General features: G+C 36.5%; 16 protein-coding genes and 1 pseudogene. 14 read left to right on the forward strand and 3 right to left on the reverse strand.

The genetic code is table 11. The features are described from left to right. Window positions 1–183: 183 nt before the first annotated feature. The 14 genes and pseudogenes from JSS34_06065 to JSS34_06130 all read left to right on the forward strand — a co-directional run bounded on the left by JSS34_06065 (window position 184) and on the right by JSS34_06130 (window position 14,290). Window positions 184–900, forward strand: a complete 717-nt coding sequence (locus JSS34_06065) for a TIGR01777 family oxidoreductase (protein MBS0185890.1) — start codon at window positions 184–186, stop codon at window positions 898–900. A 6-nt stretch (window positions 901–906) separates the two neighbouring features. Next, entirely contained in the window at window positions 907–1,605 is a 699-nt protein-coding gene (locus tag JSS34_06070) for an SDR family NAD(P)-dependent oxidoreductase (GenBank protein MBS0185891.1), read from the forward strand. After that, window positions 1,602–1,811, forward strand: a complete 210-nt coding sequence (locus tag JSS34_06075) for a TIGR03643 family protein (protein ID MBS0185892.1) — start codon at window positions 1,602–1,604, stop codon at window positions 1,809–1,811. Before JSS34_06070 ends, JSS34_06075 begins: the two co-directional genes overlap by 4 nt. Continuing rightward, the gene (locus JSS34_06080; GenBank protein MBS0185893.1) at window positions 1,808–3,298 is read left to right on the forward strand and encodes a deoxyribodipyrimidine photo-lyase; all 1,491 of its coding nucleotides are present in this window, start codon (window positions 1,808–1,810) and stop codon (window positions 3,296–3,298) included. The genes JSS34_06075 and JSS34_06080 overlap by 4 nt, the downstream gene beginning before the upstream one ends. Before the next feature lie 10 nt (window positions 3,299–3,308). Further along, the gene (locus tag JSS34_06085; protein MBS0185894.1) at window positions 3,309–4,844 is read left to right on the forward strand and encodes a cryptochrome/photolyase family protein; all 1,536 of its coding nucleotides are present in this window, start codon (window positions 3,309–3,311) and stop codon (window positions 4,842–4,844) included. Continuing rightward, entirely contained in the window at window positions 4,844–5,011 is a 168-nt protein-coding gene (locus tag JSS34_06090; protein MBS0185895.1) for a DUF2256 domain-containing protein, read from the forward strand. The genes JSS34_06085 and JSS34_06090 overlap by 1 nt, the downstream gene beginning before the upstream one ends. Window positions 5,012–5,071: 60 nt before the next feature. Continuing rightward, window positions 5,072–5,254 (forward strand): hypothetical protein, encoded by a 183-nt coding sequence (locus JSS34_06095; protein MBS0185896.1) that lies wholly within the window; start codon window positions 5,072–5,074, stop codon window positions 5,252–5,254. A gap of 47 nt (window positions 5,255–5,301) precedes the next feature. Further along, window positions 5,302–6,113: pseudogene (locus tag JSS34_06100) on the forward strand (IS5 family transposase). Between the two features lie 886 nt (window positions 6,114–6,999). Next, window positions 7,000–8,472 carry a metalloprotease TldD gene (gene tldD, locus JSS34_06105; GenBank protein MBS0185897.1) on the forward strand — a complete coding sequence of 491 codons (1,473 nt, stop codon included), beginning with the start codon at window positions 7,000–7,002 and terminating at the stop codon, window positions 8,470–8,472. A gap of 39 nt (window positions 8,473–8,511) precedes the next feature. After that, on the forward strand, window positions 8,512–10,014 hold the full coding sequence (gene lysS / locus JSS34_06110) for a lysine--tRNA ligase (protein ID MBS0185898.1): 1,503 nt from the start codon (window positions 8,512–8,514) through the stop codon (window positions 10,012–10,014). Between the two features lie 2 nt (window positions 10,015–10,016). Beyond that, a complete protein-coding gene (locus JSS34_06115) occupies window positions 10,017–11,711 on the forward strand; it encodes a phospholipid carrier-dependent glycosyltransferase (GenBank protein MBS0185899.1) in 1,695 nt (564 codons plus the stop codon). A gap of 15 nt (window positions 11,712–11,726) precedes the next feature. Next, window positions 11,727–12,092 (forward strand): EamA family transporter, encoded by a 366-nt coding sequence (locus JSS34_06120; protein MBS0185900.1) that lies wholly within the window; start codon window positions 11,727–11,729, stop codon window positions 12,090–12,092. Then, window positions 12,079–13,254, forward strand: a complete 1,176-nt coding sequence (locus JSS34_06125; GenBank protein MBS0185901.1) for a DegT/DnrJ/EryC1/StrS family aminotransferase — start codon at window positions 12,079–12,081, stop codon at window positions 13,252–13,254. The genes JSS34_06120 and JSS34_06125 overlap by 14 nt, the downstream gene beginning before the upstream one ends. 16 nt (window positions 13,255–13,270) lie before the next feature. Next, window positions 13,271–14,290: a glycosyltransferase gene (locus JSS34_06130; GenBank protein MBS0185902.1), complete on the forward strand. Its 1,020-nt coding sequence runs from the start codon at window positions 13,271–13,273 to the stop codon at window positions 14,288–14,290. A 143-nt stretch (window positions 14,291–14,433) separates the two neighbouring features. On the opposite strand, the gene JSS34_06135 is transcribed toward JSS34_06130, so the two are convergent. From JSS34_06135 to JSS34_06145, 3 genes are all read right to left on the reverse strand, one after another. Then, a complete protein-coding gene (locus JSS34_06135) occupies window positions 14,434–15,162 on the reverse strand; it encodes a hypothetical protein (GenBank protein MBS0185903.1) in 729 nt (242 codons plus the stop codon). Between the two features lie 282 nt (window positions 15,163–15,444). Further along, window positions 15,445–15,996: a hypothetical protein gene (locus tag JSS34_06140; GenBank protein ID MBS0185904.1), complete on the reverse strand. Its 552-nt coding sequence runs from the start codon at window positions 15,994–15,996 to the stop codon at window positions 15,445–15,447. Between the two features lie 26 nt (window positions 15,997–16,022). Further along, the gene (locus JSS34_06145) at window positions 16,023–16,355 is read right to left on the reverse strand and encodes a hypothetical protein (protein MBS0185905.1); all 333 of its coding nucleotides are present in this window, start codon (window positions 16,353–16,355) and stop codon (window positions 16,023–16,025) included. Window positions 16,356–16,409: the final 54 nt, after the last annotated feature.

The raw sequence follows: 16,409 nt of genomic DNA on the forward strand, positions 1-16,409 counted from the left end.
TGTTTCTCTAAAAAGTCAATTTTTTCAATGTCTTAATTATTTCTTATGTCGAACTAAGGTTAATTTATGGACCGTCACTTTCATACTTTTTTCTGAATTTACAGAAACAACTTTACAATACCTCATAGTTTAACCGATATTCAAAATACGTCTATAAATATCGTAATTAATCTTTCTGGCTAAATCATTGCACAACGTTGGACAGAGCATTCAAAAAGTAGAATTTACAGCAATCGTTTATCAACCAACCAAGCCCTTGTAGAATATATGAAAGCACAAGACAAACCACCCGAATTATTCATCAGTGTTTCAGCCGTAGGGTATTATGGAACTCATAACCTTAAAACATTTACGGAAACAGATGTTCCAGAATCCTATAATGGATCATTTTCTACAGCCCTTTGTGATGCTTGGGAAAAGGAAGCCTTTCATGGCAAAGCGCAAGGCATAAGAACCGTCCTTTTAAGAATTGGTCCTGTTCTTGAACAAGAGGGAGGAATGCTCGCAAAGCTTTTTCCAAGTTTTTGTCTAGGGCTGGGCAGTCAAATTGGTGATGGGCAACAATGGTTGTCTTGGATTGATAAAGATAATCTTATTGAACTCATTCTTCTTATTATACGCCAAGAAAGTCTCAAAAGACCTGTGAACGCCACCTCCCCCAATCCTATGACGAATAAAGAGTTTTCCTTAGCCCTTGCGGGTGTTTTGAGTCATTCATGCTTTTTAAAAACACCAGAATTTGTTTTTAAAATCATTTTTGTTCAAATGGCAGAAGAGATTATGCTAAATGAAGAAAAGGTCTTACCGAAAAAAGCAGTCAACTATGGATTTCAATTTTTTTTATCCAACAATTCAAGAATCACTTTCAAAAATATTAGCACCATTAAATGTCAGGAATGAATTACCATGCTAAACTTAAAAAATATTGCTGTGATAGGTTCTTCAGGAGGTATTGGGAAAGCCTTTGTTGAGGTATTATATCAAAAATATCCACGGGCAAACCTGTATGCCTTTTCTCGCAAAGGTCCATATGAAATTGATTATTCAAAGGAAGATTCTATTGCTGAGTCAGCGAATATTGCATCCAAAACGGGGCCTTTTGATCTTGTGATCGTCACTAATGGCATACTCCATAATCAAGATATTATGCCGGAAAAATCTATAAAAGAGCTATCTAGAGAGAAATTTCAAACCATTTTTGAAGTCAATACGATTGCTCCTGCGTTGATTGCTAAATATTTTTTACCTCATTTAAATCGCGATAAGACTTCTGTATTTGCCGTACTTTCTGCGCGCGTAGGCAGTATTTCTGATAATGAATTGGGAGGATGGTATGCTTATCGGGCTTCAAAAGCTGCATTGAATATGATCATCAAAAATGCGGCTATTGAAATAGGACGACGTAATAAAAATGCAATTGCTGTAGGTCTCCACCCAGGAACGGTGGACACAAATTTATCGAGACCCTTTCATAAGAATATTCCTAAAGAACAATTATTCACCCCCCATCAATCCGTAGAAAAATTGCTTCAGGTTATAGTATCTTTAACACCTGATAAAAGCGGCAAATGCTTTGCGTGGGATGGAAAAGAGATTTTTCCATGAACGAAAAAGAGATCAGCGATATTATCGCTATGGCATGGTGTGATAAAACTTCTTTTGAGACCATCCATAAAACAACAGGATTATCTCAAAATAAGGTCATTGCCTTGATGCGAAAATCCTTGAAACCATCGAGCTTTTGTTTGTGGAGAAAGCGTGTTTCAGGGCGCTTTGCAAAACATAGTAAAAAATACGAGCACTATGAATGAATATTGTATGGTTTAAACGTGATTTACGCATCAAAGATCATGCACCTCTCTTTAAAGCTGCGCAATCTGGTGAAATTATACCTTTGTATATCATTGAACCTGAACTATGGGAACAACCTGATACCTCATGGCGGCATTGGTATTTTATCCACGATACCTTACGAGACTTAAATCAAGTTTTTTATGAACATGGCGGCAAACTCATTATACGAAAAGCCAATGTCATTGATGTTTTGGAAGATTTTCGAAAGCAATTAGGATTATTCACATTATGGTCTCATGAAGAGACAGGAAACGCATGGACTTTTAAGCGTGATATTGCTGTGGAAAAATGGTGCAGAGAAAACGGTATTCTTTGGCATGAATTCCCATCAAACAGCGTCGTGCGTCGTCTGAAACATAGAGATGAATGGTCTTATTTGCGCAATACACGCATGGCACAAGAGATTTTACCTGCCCCCGAGGGTATTTCTTTTTACAAAGGCATTACAACAGAATCCATTGCCTCTAAAGACCATCCGTTGTTTGGAAAAAATACTGGAGGAAGGGTTCAGGCGGGAGGGCGCATAGAAGGTTTAAAGACACTCGACTCTTTTTTGCAAGAGCGTAGTAAAAAATACATGCTCACAATCTCCAAACCTGGTATTTCTGCCGGTCATTGCTCCCGGCTCAGTGCTCATATTGCTTATGGCACATTATCGGTACGTGAAATTGAACAGGCAACCAAGCAAAAAATTCAAGACTTAAAAAACCAGGGGCAACAGGAAAAAGATTTACAGTATAATCTACGGTCTTTTTTGTCTCGTCTCGCATGGCGTTGTCATTTTGTCCAAAAGCTGGAACAACAACCAGAAATTGAAACACAGTGCATGCATCGAGCTTTTGAAGGCATGCGAGAATTTTCCTTTAGAGAGGACTATTTCCAAGCGTGGAAGTCTGGTAATACAGGTTATCCCTTGGTTGATGCCTGTATGCGAAGCCTTATACAAAATGGATGGATTACGTTTCGCATGCGAGCGATGCTTGTATCTTTTGCAAGCTATCACTTGTGGCTTGATTGGAGAAAAACAGCCCCCTATATGGCTGGTCTTTTTACGGATTATGAACCAGGCATTCATTATGCTCAATTTCAAATGCAATCGGGCGTTACAGGCATTAATACTATTAGAATTTATAACCCTATAAAGCAATCATTCGACCATGATCCAGATGGAAAATTTATTTTGAGGTATGTGCCAGAGCTCAAAAATATTCCAAAATCTTTTATTCATGAACCCTGGAAATATGAAGGATTTGATAAATTTTATATAAAACCCATTGTGGATCATGAAAAATCTCTTCAGTATGCCAAAGAAAAAATATTCGAACGCAGAAAAAGTGCTGGTTTTAAGGAAATAGCGAAGGCGACCCATACAAAATTAGGCAGCCGTCAATCATCCATAAAAAAATCTAAAGAGGTAAAAAAACAAATGAGCTTTAATTTTTAGGATACACCTCATGACAACACTACGCTTTATTTTTTGGGATCAGTTATCTCATTCTATTTCTTCATTAAAGAATATTCAGCCCAATGATATCGTCCTAATGTGTGAGTTACGGGATGAAGTGACACGTATTCCCCATCATCCAAAAAAAATTGCCCTATGGTTTGCAGCCATGCGTCATTTTGCCGAAGAGTTAAGATTTAAGGGGGTTAATGTTAAGTATATTGATTTTGATAACCCATTCAATACGCATAATTTAACGGGTGAAGTCAAAAGAGCTGTTCATGATCATTCCATTCAGAAAATTATTGTCACAGAGCCCGGTGAATATCATTTCCAAGAGACTATAAAATCATGGGAAAAATCTTTAAATGTGCATGTAGAAATTTTTTCGGATGATCGTTTTTTATGCAGTATAGATGAATTTAAGCAGTGGGCAGAGAATAAAAAAGAGCTGCGCATGGAATACTTTTATCGAACGATGCGAAAAAAGTATAATCTTCTCATGGAATCTGATGGATCTCCCGCGGGAGGGCTTTGGAACTATGACAAGGAAAACCGTAAACCCCCATCCTCAAACATCATACCCATAAAACGCATTAGCCATAAAAAATCAGACATCTTAAAAAGCGTTTTAGATTTGGTTCGCAATCATTTTAATCACCATTTCGGTGATTTAGATCCATTTTATTATGCCATCACACGGAATCAAGCTTTGATGGAGTTGGATCATTTTATTGATAAAATTTTGCCACACTTTGGTGATTACCAAGATGCCATGCTTAAGGGTGAAGCCTATCTTTTTCACTCTCTTTTATCATCTTATATCAATATAGGTCTTTTGCTGCCCCTTGAAGTATGTGAAAAAGCTGAAGCAGTTTATAAAGTTGGTAAAGTATCACTTAATTCAGCCGAAGGGTTTATCCGTCAAGTTCTTGGGTGGAGAGAATTTATCCGGGGAATTTATTGGTTCAAAATGCCTGAATATGGCGAGCTTAATAACCTTGAGGCAAAAACACCGCTTCCTGAGTTTTACTGGGGAGGTAGCACGCACATGGCCTGTGTCTCAGAGGCTGTTTCTCATACTAAAATTCATGCCTATTCCCACCACATTCAACGCCTCATGGTGACAGGAAATTTTGCCCTTCTTACGGGCGTAGATGTCAAAGCAGTACAAGAGTGGTATTTAGCTGTTTATAGTGATGCCTATGAATGGGTGGAAATGCCCAACACCCTTGGCATGGCCCTTTTTGGAGATGGGGGTATTGTTGCAAGCAAGCCTTATGCTGCAAGCGGCCAATACATCCATAAAATGAGTAACTTTTGTAAACAGTGTTATTATGATGTGAAAGATATGACGGGCCCCAGAGCCTGTCCCTTTAATGCCTTGTATTGGAGTTTCCTCTATAAGCATCGTAATAAGTTTTCAAAAATTCCCCGCTTGTCTTTTATGTATGCGACATGGGATAAGTTCGAAGTATCTAAAAAAAGCGCCATTATTGCCAAAGCTTCTGATATTTTAAAAACAATGAACGATGGGAAGCTTTAATGCCAAAAGGTGTTAAGAAAAATCATCTTCCAGAAAAAATATGCGTTGTGTGTCAGCGAGCTTTCACATGGAGAAAAAAATGGGAAAAAGTTTGGGATGATGTTAAATATTGCTCCAAAAAATGCCAGAACAATGGAAAAACTCATTCTACCGTAAAGAAAACATAAGAGGAAAATGGGTATGGATGAATTTAAGTCTCACCCAGTAACGGTGATAGAGGTAACATTATGAACGACAAATCGATTATTCTAACCCTTGATCTTACACATAATCTCCTAGCGGAGCAATTTCCCGAATACGCTAGCTTAACTATCACTGATGTTGAAAAACAAAGGCATGATAACCGTACCTATAGGCTCGGGCGAAATATGCTTATTGATAGTAGACCTTTTTCGAAACTATCTTTTTAAATAAAAATATGTAAAAAGAATCTGATTGGAGGAAGAAATACAATCAGATCAAAGAATTAGGAAGAGAAAAGTTTAGAAGATTAACAGGAGTTAAGCATCCAACATTTATAAAAATGGTTAATATTCTAAAGGAAGCCGATAAACAAAAGAAATCCCGAGGAGGAAGAAAGAATAAGTTAAGCATTGAGGATCAACTGTTGATGGCATTGGAATATATTCGAGAGTATCGCACCTATTTTCATACGAGCCAGAGTTATGGAATCAGTGAAAGCTCAGCCTATAAAGCGATTAAATGGATAGAAGACACATTGGTCAAGCATAAAGATTTTGCTCTTCCAGGACGGAAGGCCCTCTTGAAGAATGATATAGAATATAAAGTTATTCTGATCGATTCCACAGAAAGTCCAATAGAAAGGCCAAAAAAAAGCAAAGAAACTATTATTCAGGAAAGAAGAAGAGACATACCCTAAAAAGCCAAGTTGTGATTGACAAAAAGACAGAAGAAGTGATTTGTATGTCTTTTTCTCATGGGAAAAGACATGATTTTAGAGTGTTCAAGGAATCTAAGACATATATCCAATCTAAAGTAAGAGTTATAACAGATACCGGATATCAAGGAATACACAAGCTTCATATAAATTCCGAGCTTCCTAAAAAGCGAAGCAAAAAACATCCTCTTACAAAAGAAGATAAGAAGCGTAATAAGGAATTAGCCAGTGAACGTGTCTTGAATGAAAATGTTATTGGAATGCTTAAACGTTTTAAAATCATTTCTGACAAATATAGAAATAGGCGAAAGAGGTTTGGTCTTCGCTTCAATTTAATTGCCGGCATTTATAACTGGGAGCTTATCTCTTGAGTTTCGAAAGAAGTCTAGTGTAAAGTTGTTTCTGCCATGTGTCTTGTCAAAAGAAAAAAGTAATAAAAATCTATCTCTTCAAAAATGAAGCCTTGAAGTGAAGTTAGAGCAAAAATTCTAACTTTTATTTTTAACGTCAGTTCGACATAAAAAATAATTAAGACATTGAAAAAATTGACTTTTCAGAGAAAGAGATCATAATTCATCCAAACTAACCTGGATATTTCACGAAGAGCTTACATTTTCTTAAAAAGCTTAAAGTATATCTAGAATCCAGGTCATTTATGGCAAAAAATCAAAAATACAATTTGTATTTTTATTAAACGCTTAAAAGTCTTTATTTGTATCGGATTGAGAGTTATTTTTTGTTTTCTCATGCAATATCCAGGCTAACGCAATTAGGGGAGAGTTATCATCCCTTTCTCTAAAAATTCAATTTTTTCAATGCCTTAATTATTTCTTATGTTGAACTTATGTTAAGAATGGATTTCCTTCTCTTTGAAAGCTTCTGAGAAAAAGCGAATCTTCACTTCCTCAATCTTCCTTTTTCTTTTTACTTACGCAGCAGGTCTATTACAGTTTGTCATGGTAAAACTTTTTTTATTTTCATTGCAAATCCCTTTATTTATAAAGGATTATTAAAGGTTTTACCACTCCTCTCGTGCAATATCCGGGCTAAAGATGGAAGTAATTTCAAATTTAAAGAACCCTTCCCCAATATTAAACCTTTAAACAATGATTAAATCATTAAAAACCATGCTCTTACAGCCGAATTTTTTTTATATAAGGACTTATAATATTTGAAATACTTTGTTATAGGTAATCTTTACGAGAAAATACTGGCTTACTTTTTATTTAAATCTTCATATGCTTAAGGAATTTGATAATGACCTCTTTGTCAGCCCCCGCCTCTTTGAAGCCTTCAACAGAAGAAGTTTCAAATGATGAACTTTTTTTTCATGAAAATGCGCTCGACAAAGATAAAACCATCAAAGCGGTTGAAAGCGCTTTGCAACACACAGATGATGGCGAACTTTTTCTCGAACACACCCTTTCAGAAAGCCTCTCTCTCGAAGATGGACGCATTAAAAGTGCAAGCTTTGATGTTACTCAAGGATTTGGCTTAAGATCAGTAATTGGAGAGGCTACTGCTTACGCCCATGCTTCAGAGCTTTCAGCTCAAGCCCTTGAACGCGCCATTAAAACAACCCACTCTCTTTCGAAGGGATATACAGGTGTGGTTGATCTTTCTCCGCAGCGCACAAATCAACATCTTTATACGGATGACAATCCTCTCCAGGGTATTTCATTTGAAAAAAAAGTAGATCTACTCTCTAAGATTGATGCTTTTTCAAGAGATCTCGATCCTCGTGTTCAACAAGTGATGGTCTCTTTGGCTGGAGAGTGGCAACGTATTTCCATTTTAAGATCTGATGGATCCTTGAGAGAAGATATCAGGCCCCTCGTTCGCTTGAGCATAAGTCTTCTTGTTTCAACAGGCAACCGTATGGAAACAGGATCCTATAGTGGCGGCGGGCGTTTCTTATATGACCGCATTATCAATGAAGAAACTTGGAAGTTTTATGTTCACGAAGCTTTGCGACAAGCTCTTTTAAATTGTGATGCCCATCCAGCCCCTGCGGGTGAGATGCCAGTTGTTGTTGGATCAGGCTGGCCCGGAGTTCTTTTACATGAAGCAGTCGGTCATGGACTTGAAGGAGATTTTAATCGTAAAAAAAGCTCTATTTTTTCTGATTTAATGGGGAAACAAGTTGCTTCCAAGGGCGTAACAGTCATAGATGATGGGACGCTCCCCGATCGCAGAGGGTCTTTGACCATTGATGATGAAGGGACGCCAACGGAAAGAACGGTGCTCATTGAGGACGGAATTCTCGTGGGGTATATGCAGGACCGTCTGAATGCACGTCTCATGGGAATGAAACCCACTGGAAATGGCCGACGCGAAAACTATACAGCTCTTCCTTTTCCACGTATGACAAATACATTCATGCTCAATGGGACACATACCCAAGAAGAAATGATTAAATCTGTTAAAAATGGAATTTATGCTGCCAATTTTGGAGGGGGACAAGTTGATATTACATCTGGGAATTTTGTTTTTTCTGCCTCTGAAGCCTATCTTATTGAAAATGGAAAGATAACCTCTCCTATAAAAGGGGCAACCCTGATTGGAAATGGCCCCGATATTATGCGTAAAATTACGATGATTGGAAATGATATGCATCTTGACTCGGGTGTAGGAACTTGTGGTAAAAATGGCCAAAATGTTCCTGTGGGTGTTGGCCAGCCTTCTTTGCTGATTTCAGCGTTAACAGTAGGCGGAACCTCACTTGCATAGATTTTTAATTTTTTTTGAACTTTATTCTTTAGGACAATCATGACGAATGCCTCTTCTCCTGACCTTCATTCCGCTTTAGAACAAGAACTCCGTTTAACACGCCTTAAAAAAATAGAAGAATATCGAGGTCTTGGAAAAAATCCTTATCCTCCCTTCTTTACGACAACGACAACCGCCGGGAGACTTCAACATCAATTTGAATCTCTTGAAAAAGGAGCGGAAACTCAAACCCATGCTCAAATTGCAGGACGTATCCGCTCCATACGCAACAGTGGTATGTTTATTGATCTTCAAGATAAAGATGGAAAAATTCAAATTTTTTGCCATGCTGATACTTTAAACCCTCAAAATTTTGAAGAATTAAAACTCTTGGACATTGGAGATATTATTGGTGTTAAAGGGCGTGTTCGTCGCACGCCCCGGGGAGAATTAACTTTAAATGCTCAAACTTTTGAAATTTTATCAAAGTCTCTTCACCCTCTTCCAGAAAAATATCATGGTCTTCAAGATCAAGAAACACGTTACAGACAACGTTACCTTGACCTTATTATGAATGAAGAAACACGACATACACTTCGAAAACGCGCCGAAATTATACAAGAAATAAGAGGGTATCTTAAAGATCAAGGCTTTTTAGAGGTTGAAACCCCCATGCTTCATCCAATTCCAGGAGGCGCCGCAGCACGTCCCTTTAAAACCCACCATAATGCTTTAGATACTGAACTTTACTTAAGGATCGCTCCAGAGCTCTATTTAAAGCGCTTAATCATCGGTGGACTTTCAGACAAAGTTTTTGAAATCAATAGAAACTTTCGAAATGAAGGAATTTCTACGCGTCATAATCCAGAATTTACAATGCTTGAGCTTTACCAAGCCTATGCTGATTATACCGATATCATGCGTTTAACAGAAAACATTGTAACCCATGTTCTTGAAAAGATTTTTGGAACGCTTATTTTACCTATGGGAGATAAAATGATTGATTTTACATCTCCTTGGAAGGCAGAAAGCATGTGTTCTCTCGTTCAAAAACATACGAGTATTAATTTTTTGGAAATTAAAGATTCTGAAGAAGCTCAAAAAGCTGCTCAAACCTTAGGTATTGCAATTGAGGCTTCTGATGGTTGGGGAAAAATCATTGAAAAAATATTTGAAGAACGTGTTGAACCTCACCTTATTCAACCGACACATGTTACAGATTATCCTCTTGAAATCTCCCCGCTTGCAAAAACACATCGCTCAGATCCTCGTTTGGTCGAACGTTTTGAAACTTTTATCAATACGTGGGAAATTGCAAATGCTTTTTCTGAGCTTAATGATCCTGTTGAACAACAAAAACGATTTGAGCTCCAAGTCAAAAACCGAGAGTCTGGAGATTCAGAAGCCCATCATATGGATTATGACTTTTTGAAAGCACTTGAATACGGAATGCCCCCTACCGGAGGCCTTGGTATTGGAATTGACAGGCTTGTTATGCTTTTGACGAACTCTCCAAGTATTCGAGATGTGATTGCCTTTCCAACCCTTAAAAATAAAATTTAAGAATGACACCCTTCTTTTCTTCTTTTAAAAAACCCATTTTTCAAGATCTCTTTATCCTTTTTGTTCTTGCGACAACACTCTTTGGGGCATTTCTTGGATCACGACCTCTCGCCAATCCAGATGAAGGCAGATATGTCGAAATCCCAAGAGAAATGCTTCTAACACATGATTTTATTACGCCACGGCTTAATGGGATAAAGTATTTCGAAAAACCTGTTTTATTTTATTGGATGGAGGCACTCTCCTTAAAAGCTTTTGGAATTAATGAATGGGCTGCACGGCTTGTTCCTATGATACTTGCTCTTGTTGGCGTTCTTTCTATTTATCTTATGGGACAATTTCTTTTTAGTCGAAAGACAGGCTTTTATGCTGCCCTCACTCTTATGACTTCTGCTCTTTATTTTGCATTGGCACATATTGTTATTCTGGATATGGCTTTAACAACTTTTTTAAGCTTGGGACTCTTGAGCTTCCTAACAGGATTTTATACGCCTGTTTCTCTAAAAAGACGGTTATGTATGTATGGTGCAAGCTTTTTCTTAGGGCTTTCTTTTTTAACAAAAGGTGTCGTCACACTTGCGCTTGCGGGCCCAATTATTGTGATTTGGTTGACTTTTTATAAGCTTTGGCGAAAATTATGGCCACTTTATCTCCCAACCTCACTTTTTATTTTTTTACTGACTGTTCTTCCTTGGCATATTCTTGTGTCCCTTGAAAATCCTGAATTTTTATGGTTTTATTTTGTTCATGAGCATTTTTTAAGATATACAACAACCTTACATTCACGCAGCCAACCTCTCTGGTTTTTCCTCCCTTGTTTGATCATTGGGCTTTTCCCTTGGATTTTTTATGCTTTTCAAACTCTTAAAAAAATCGGAAAAACTCTTTTAAAAGAAGGATTTTTAAATGAAAAAGAGGGCTTTCTTTTAATATGGACAGTTTTTACCTTTCTATTTTTTTCCATTTCAAATTCTAAACTTATCCCATATATTTTACCTGTCTTTCCCAGTTTAAGTCTTCTTATAGGGGTCTTTCTCCAGACAAAAATTCAGGAAAAAATATCCCTAGAATATAAAGTTTATATTGGCCTCCTTTTTCTTTTAACATGTGGGCTTATTGGTCTTTCTTTTTTCACATCAGTTATCTCTGAATCCCTTACGCCTTATATCCCTTTTGGTATTTTCTTTCTTTGGAACGGGATTTTTTTAGGGCCCCTCCTCATAAAAATTACACGTTTTAGAAGGCTTCTTCCAGAAATTATAATTATTTTTATGGGGACTTTTATATTTTATATCTTTATTGCCTCTCTTGGTTCTCTTATTCCTTACCAAACGACAAAAAGCATTGCCTTTACAATCCAAGAAAAGATCCCGTCTTCAACAGAAATTATAACCCTTAAAACCTATCCTCCTGATTTAGCTATATATCTAAATCTTCCGCATCCAATACCTGTTTTTGATTCAGTAGGAGAACTCAAGTTTGGAATAAGCCAAGAATCTACACCTTGGGTAGCACCTCTTTCAGAATTTTCTAAAAAATGGTCTTCTTCTCAAAAGGTTTGTGCCGTTATCAAGAAAAATGCACTTCAAAGCTTTGAGGAAATGAATCTTCCTAAAAAATTAATCCCTCTCTTGCCAAAAATACAACTTCCAAATTGTGCTGCTTCAAGTCATTATGTATTGATTTGTAACCATTAAATTTAAGGAACTAGAATGCTTTATTTTTTAATGATTTTGTCTTGTGCATTTTTAAATGCAACCATACAACTTTTTCTAAAAACCGGAATGCAGACGATTGGTCATTTTGAATTTTGCTTTAAGAATATAGGTCCCTTTCTTGTCTCAATTATAGGAAATCCGTATATTATTATTGGGATCATCTTACAACCTTTGACGCTTGGGATTTGGCTTTTAGTTCTTTCACGCGTTGATGTTACATATGCTTTTCCCCTTGTCAGTTTAAGCTATGTTTTTACAGCTTTAGGTGGACATTTTTTATTAAATGAGCCCTTATCTTTAATTCGTATTCTTGGGATTCTAACCATTATGGGAGGTGTTTGCCTTGTTGCGCGCAGCTGAAGAAAAACCTTTTTTACCTTTTTCAAAACCAACATTCAATGAAGATGAAATTCAAGAAGTTATTCAATGTCTTAAGTCTGGATGGATCACAACAGGCCCACGCGTACAAAAATTTGAAGAAGACTTAAAGAATTATCTTAATTGCCCATATGTTTTAAGTTTAGCTTCTGGAACAGCTGGGTTATATATCGCTCTTAAAGCCCTTAACCTTCAAGAAGAAGATGAAGTCATAACAACAGCATTTACATTTGTTGCAACCTTAAACACTATTGTTATGGCAGGAGGCAAACCTATTCTTGTTGATATAGATCCAAAAACTTATAATATCGACATTTCAAAGATTGAAGAAGCCATTACCTCTAAAACACGTGTTATTTTACCTGTTCACTTTGCAGGCCTTTCTGTTGATTTAGACCCACTTTATGACCTTGCAAAAAAATATAATCTTGTCGTCATAGAAGACGCTGCCCAAGCTATCGGAACGTGTTATAAAAATAAAAGAATTGGCGCTTTTGGAGACATGCAGGTTTTTAGTTTTCATCCTAATAAAAATATAACAACGATTGAAGGAGGTGCTCTTAGTCTTCACCATGATCGCTTCTTAAAAAAACTCTCCACAGCTCGGTTTCATGGTATTGACAGAGATATTTGGGATCGATTTACAAAAAAAGGTTCTCAACATTACGACGTTGTTGAACCTGCTTTAAAATTTAACATGTCAGATGTCCAAGCAGGAATTGGTATTCATCAACTTAAAAAACTTGAAAATTTTATCGATCAGCGCGCAAAGCTTGCAACACGATATCTTGAAAAATTGAACGCCTGGCCAGAACTTATTCTTCCCCCCCATCTTCAAAACTTTGAGCATAAACATTCATGGCACCTTTTTGCTCCTTGCCTTAATATAGAATATGTCGGATTCTCAAGAGACGACCTTATTCAAAAAATGAAAGATCTTGGTATTGGGATTGGACTTCATTATGATGCCCCTCATCTTTTTACCTATTATCAAAAAAACTTTGGCTATAAAGTGGGTGACTTCCCGAATTCTGAGTGGGTTTCTGAGAGAATCTTTAGTCTTCCTCTTTTTCCTCTTATGAGTGAGGAAGATCAAGATCGCGTTATTGAAAGCCTTTCTATTATTTTTAACAAAAACATTTGATAGGGAACTATGCATTATGACAAAAATTCTTTCTGATAAGCCCTTAAAAAAAAGTACAAAGACAAAACTTTCTTCTGAAAGAACGCCTTTTAAGCCAGAGATTTCAATTGTAGTTCCTATCTACAACGAAGAAGAAACCCTTCCCATTTTATGGGAACGTTTAACAAAAACTATGGATGCGTATGCACAAAAAAATAACACATCTTATGAAATTATTTTTACCAATGATGGAAGTAAAGATCGGTCCGCTCTTATTCTCAAATCATATTTTGATTTAAGACCCCATCAAGTTCGTATCATTGAATTTAATGGCAATTTTGGACAACATATGGCGATTCTCGCAGCTTTCGAGCGCGTTAGAGGACAAATTATTGTTAATTTAGATGCCGACCTTCAAAATCCTCCTGAGGAAATTCCTAAAGTTCTTTCCAAAATGAATGAGGGATATGATTACGTCGGAAGTTATAGAGATGGACGAAAAGATAATATTTTTAGAACCTATTCGTCACGTCTTATGAATAAGATTAGGGGTCTTATTACAGATATTGTAATGACAGATCAAGGATGTATGCTTAGAGCTTATTCAAGAGAAATTGTGGATGAAATTGCACGTCTTCATGAAAGTTCAACTTTTATTCCTGCTCTTGCTTATAAGTTGGCCGGCCATCCTACAGAAATTCCTGTAAGACATGATCCAAGAGCCGCAGGAGATTCGAAATACAGTCTTTATAAACTTATCCGGGTTACCTTTGATCTCATGACAAGTTTTTCGCTTGTTCCTCTTCAATTATTTACATTCTGCGGGTTTATTGTCTCATTTTTAAGTGGACTTCTCGTCATTTATCTCTTTATCCGCAGATTAACGATAGGCCCTGAAGCTGAAGGTGTCTTTACGCTTTTTGCCATTCTTTATTTTTTAATTGGGCTTCTTTTGGTAGGAATTGGGATTATGGGAGAGTATCTTGGACGCGTTTTTCAAGTGTCTTCCAAAAGACGTGGCTTTCAGATCCGAAAGGTTTATGAAAAGCTCGATTAAATAGACCATTTTGCATCAAACAAGTTCTGGCAGATTCGCTGAAAAATATCTTCAAATGGTGTTTTGGTCATTTTATGGCTCTTCCCATTTTTTTGCTCTAGCATCATCAGAAATTTGATAGAACTCTTTATGTTATCCTCTTCTCAGCCTTCTGGCCAGTCTCTTGATGAGCACGAAGGGCTGCCAGCAGGCGTTACGAAATGACGTTTACCAGGACGTTGCCCTGACGTGAATACTTCATAGGTACCAGGTGGCAGAGGACGTGATGAAGAAGATGAAGCACGCTTTGTGCCAGAAGAGAATGACCTTGAAGAATTACTTTCATATCTATCTGATTCAAAGAGAGAACGGATAAATTCTTTTCCTTCTCGTTCTTTTTCTTCCAATCTTTTCTGATGTTCCTTAGATTGGATTGCCTTCCTTAACGTAGGGGCATCACCAAACTCTGCCATAAAAACTCCCAAACTTCTTGCCTTCTTTCTTAGGTCTTGTAATTCCTCATATTCTTTTTGCTCTCTTTGCCGTCTTTTTTGATCTTTTTTATCTTGAATTTCTCTTTTTAATGTATCTGCAGTCATATGATTTACCCCTGTAATGCCCAAACTTTCAGCATATTTTCGGGTTTTTTCCAGTTTTTCTTCATCTATACGTCTTCTTCTTTCTGCATATTCTTGGCGCGTTTCTTTATGTCCTCCCCTCCCTCCTCTAAAAGAAATTTTACTTCTCTCTCCATAGGCACTTTTTCCTTTTGGGTTATAGGACGTAGCAGGACTATATGCGTGATCAACACTCATACTTCTAAATTTAGAAAACATACCATCCGCTTGTTCATCTCCTTGGACAGAAGAACTTGTATCTCTAACTCGTAGCATTGCCCAAGTTGCTTCCGAAAAACTTATTAAACTTATAAAAAAACGATAATAAATTTTAATTTCATTATCATGACCTTTCATATTAAAAAATATAAACTACAATATTTGAAACGTAGATCAAAGATTAGAGAGTTTTAGGACCACAATTTCAAGTAACAGAACATCGTCTTGATTTATTTTTTAATAATTCTATCTTTAAATTTTTAAATTTTCAAGTATGGTTTCTTGTAACAAAAAATTCCCAAAGTAAAAAATAAGAAAGGATATAATAATGATAGAAAATTATGTTAAGTTTAAATCTGATCTATAAGTATGTAAGAGCTCTTTAAGATCCTTTATATACTGATCTAGGGCCTCTTTATGTTTACCTTCGTTTAAAAGTGTTAAAGCTTGAGAAGAAGTTATACTGATCTCTTGCAAAGCATCCTCATTTTGATATTCAGCTGCTTTAAAAAACCACGGTGCTGCGTCTATTTTTTTGTCCATCATCCAAAGAGCTTGTGCATAAAGAGATTGAGCTTTCCCATTATCTTCTTTTAGGGCAACCTTTAAAGACTCGTCTTCTTTAAAAAGTGGAGCTAAATCTTGTATAATTTTGTTAATATTAGGATGTAAATCAACGACTAAAGCAAATTCTGCATCCTGAATTGTTTGTTGTATTTTATCTATATCCTGCTTCATATCTGTTCTTTTCCGAATCCCACTTTTTGTTGAACAGTTTTTTCTTTTTCGATTTATTTGTGAGCCTGTGTCATGTGGCTCCAAAGTGTCCATTGCTTTGATCTCAAAATTCATAAAAATTAATGTTAAAAAAGCTATAAAATATCTTTTCATTCCAAATTTCATCCTCTTTACAGAGCCTATTTTCTAGGTAACTTTTTTAAATCAGCAGAAGTTATTTGTAGCACCCAAGAGGGTAATTTGTTAAAAGAATTTGGATGAACGGCTTCTTCAGAAACAGGTTTATGAGACCTGCTATGCATAAATTCCTGATTTGACGATATTACATTCACGAGTTTTATGTGTCCCCCCACATGAACTCCTTTTTCATTAAGCTTCGTTGTAAGATCCCTAATAAAAGTTTCTCTTAAAGAAGAATTATGGAATAAAGTTGTTGCACAATGAGGACAAATATCCAAGTATGAAGAAATATTTAAAACCATATTTTTTAATTTTTTTCCTGGGTTTTTCATAGGTTGTGTCCACTTTTCATTTTAACCAAATAATAGAAGAAGCAAAGGTTAAAA

The organism is Pseudomonadota bacterium, from assembly GCA_018242545.1.
In the GTDB taxonomy this organism is placed as follows: domain Bacteria; phylum Pseudomonadota; class Alphaproteobacteria; order 16-39-46; family 16-39-46; genus 16-39-46.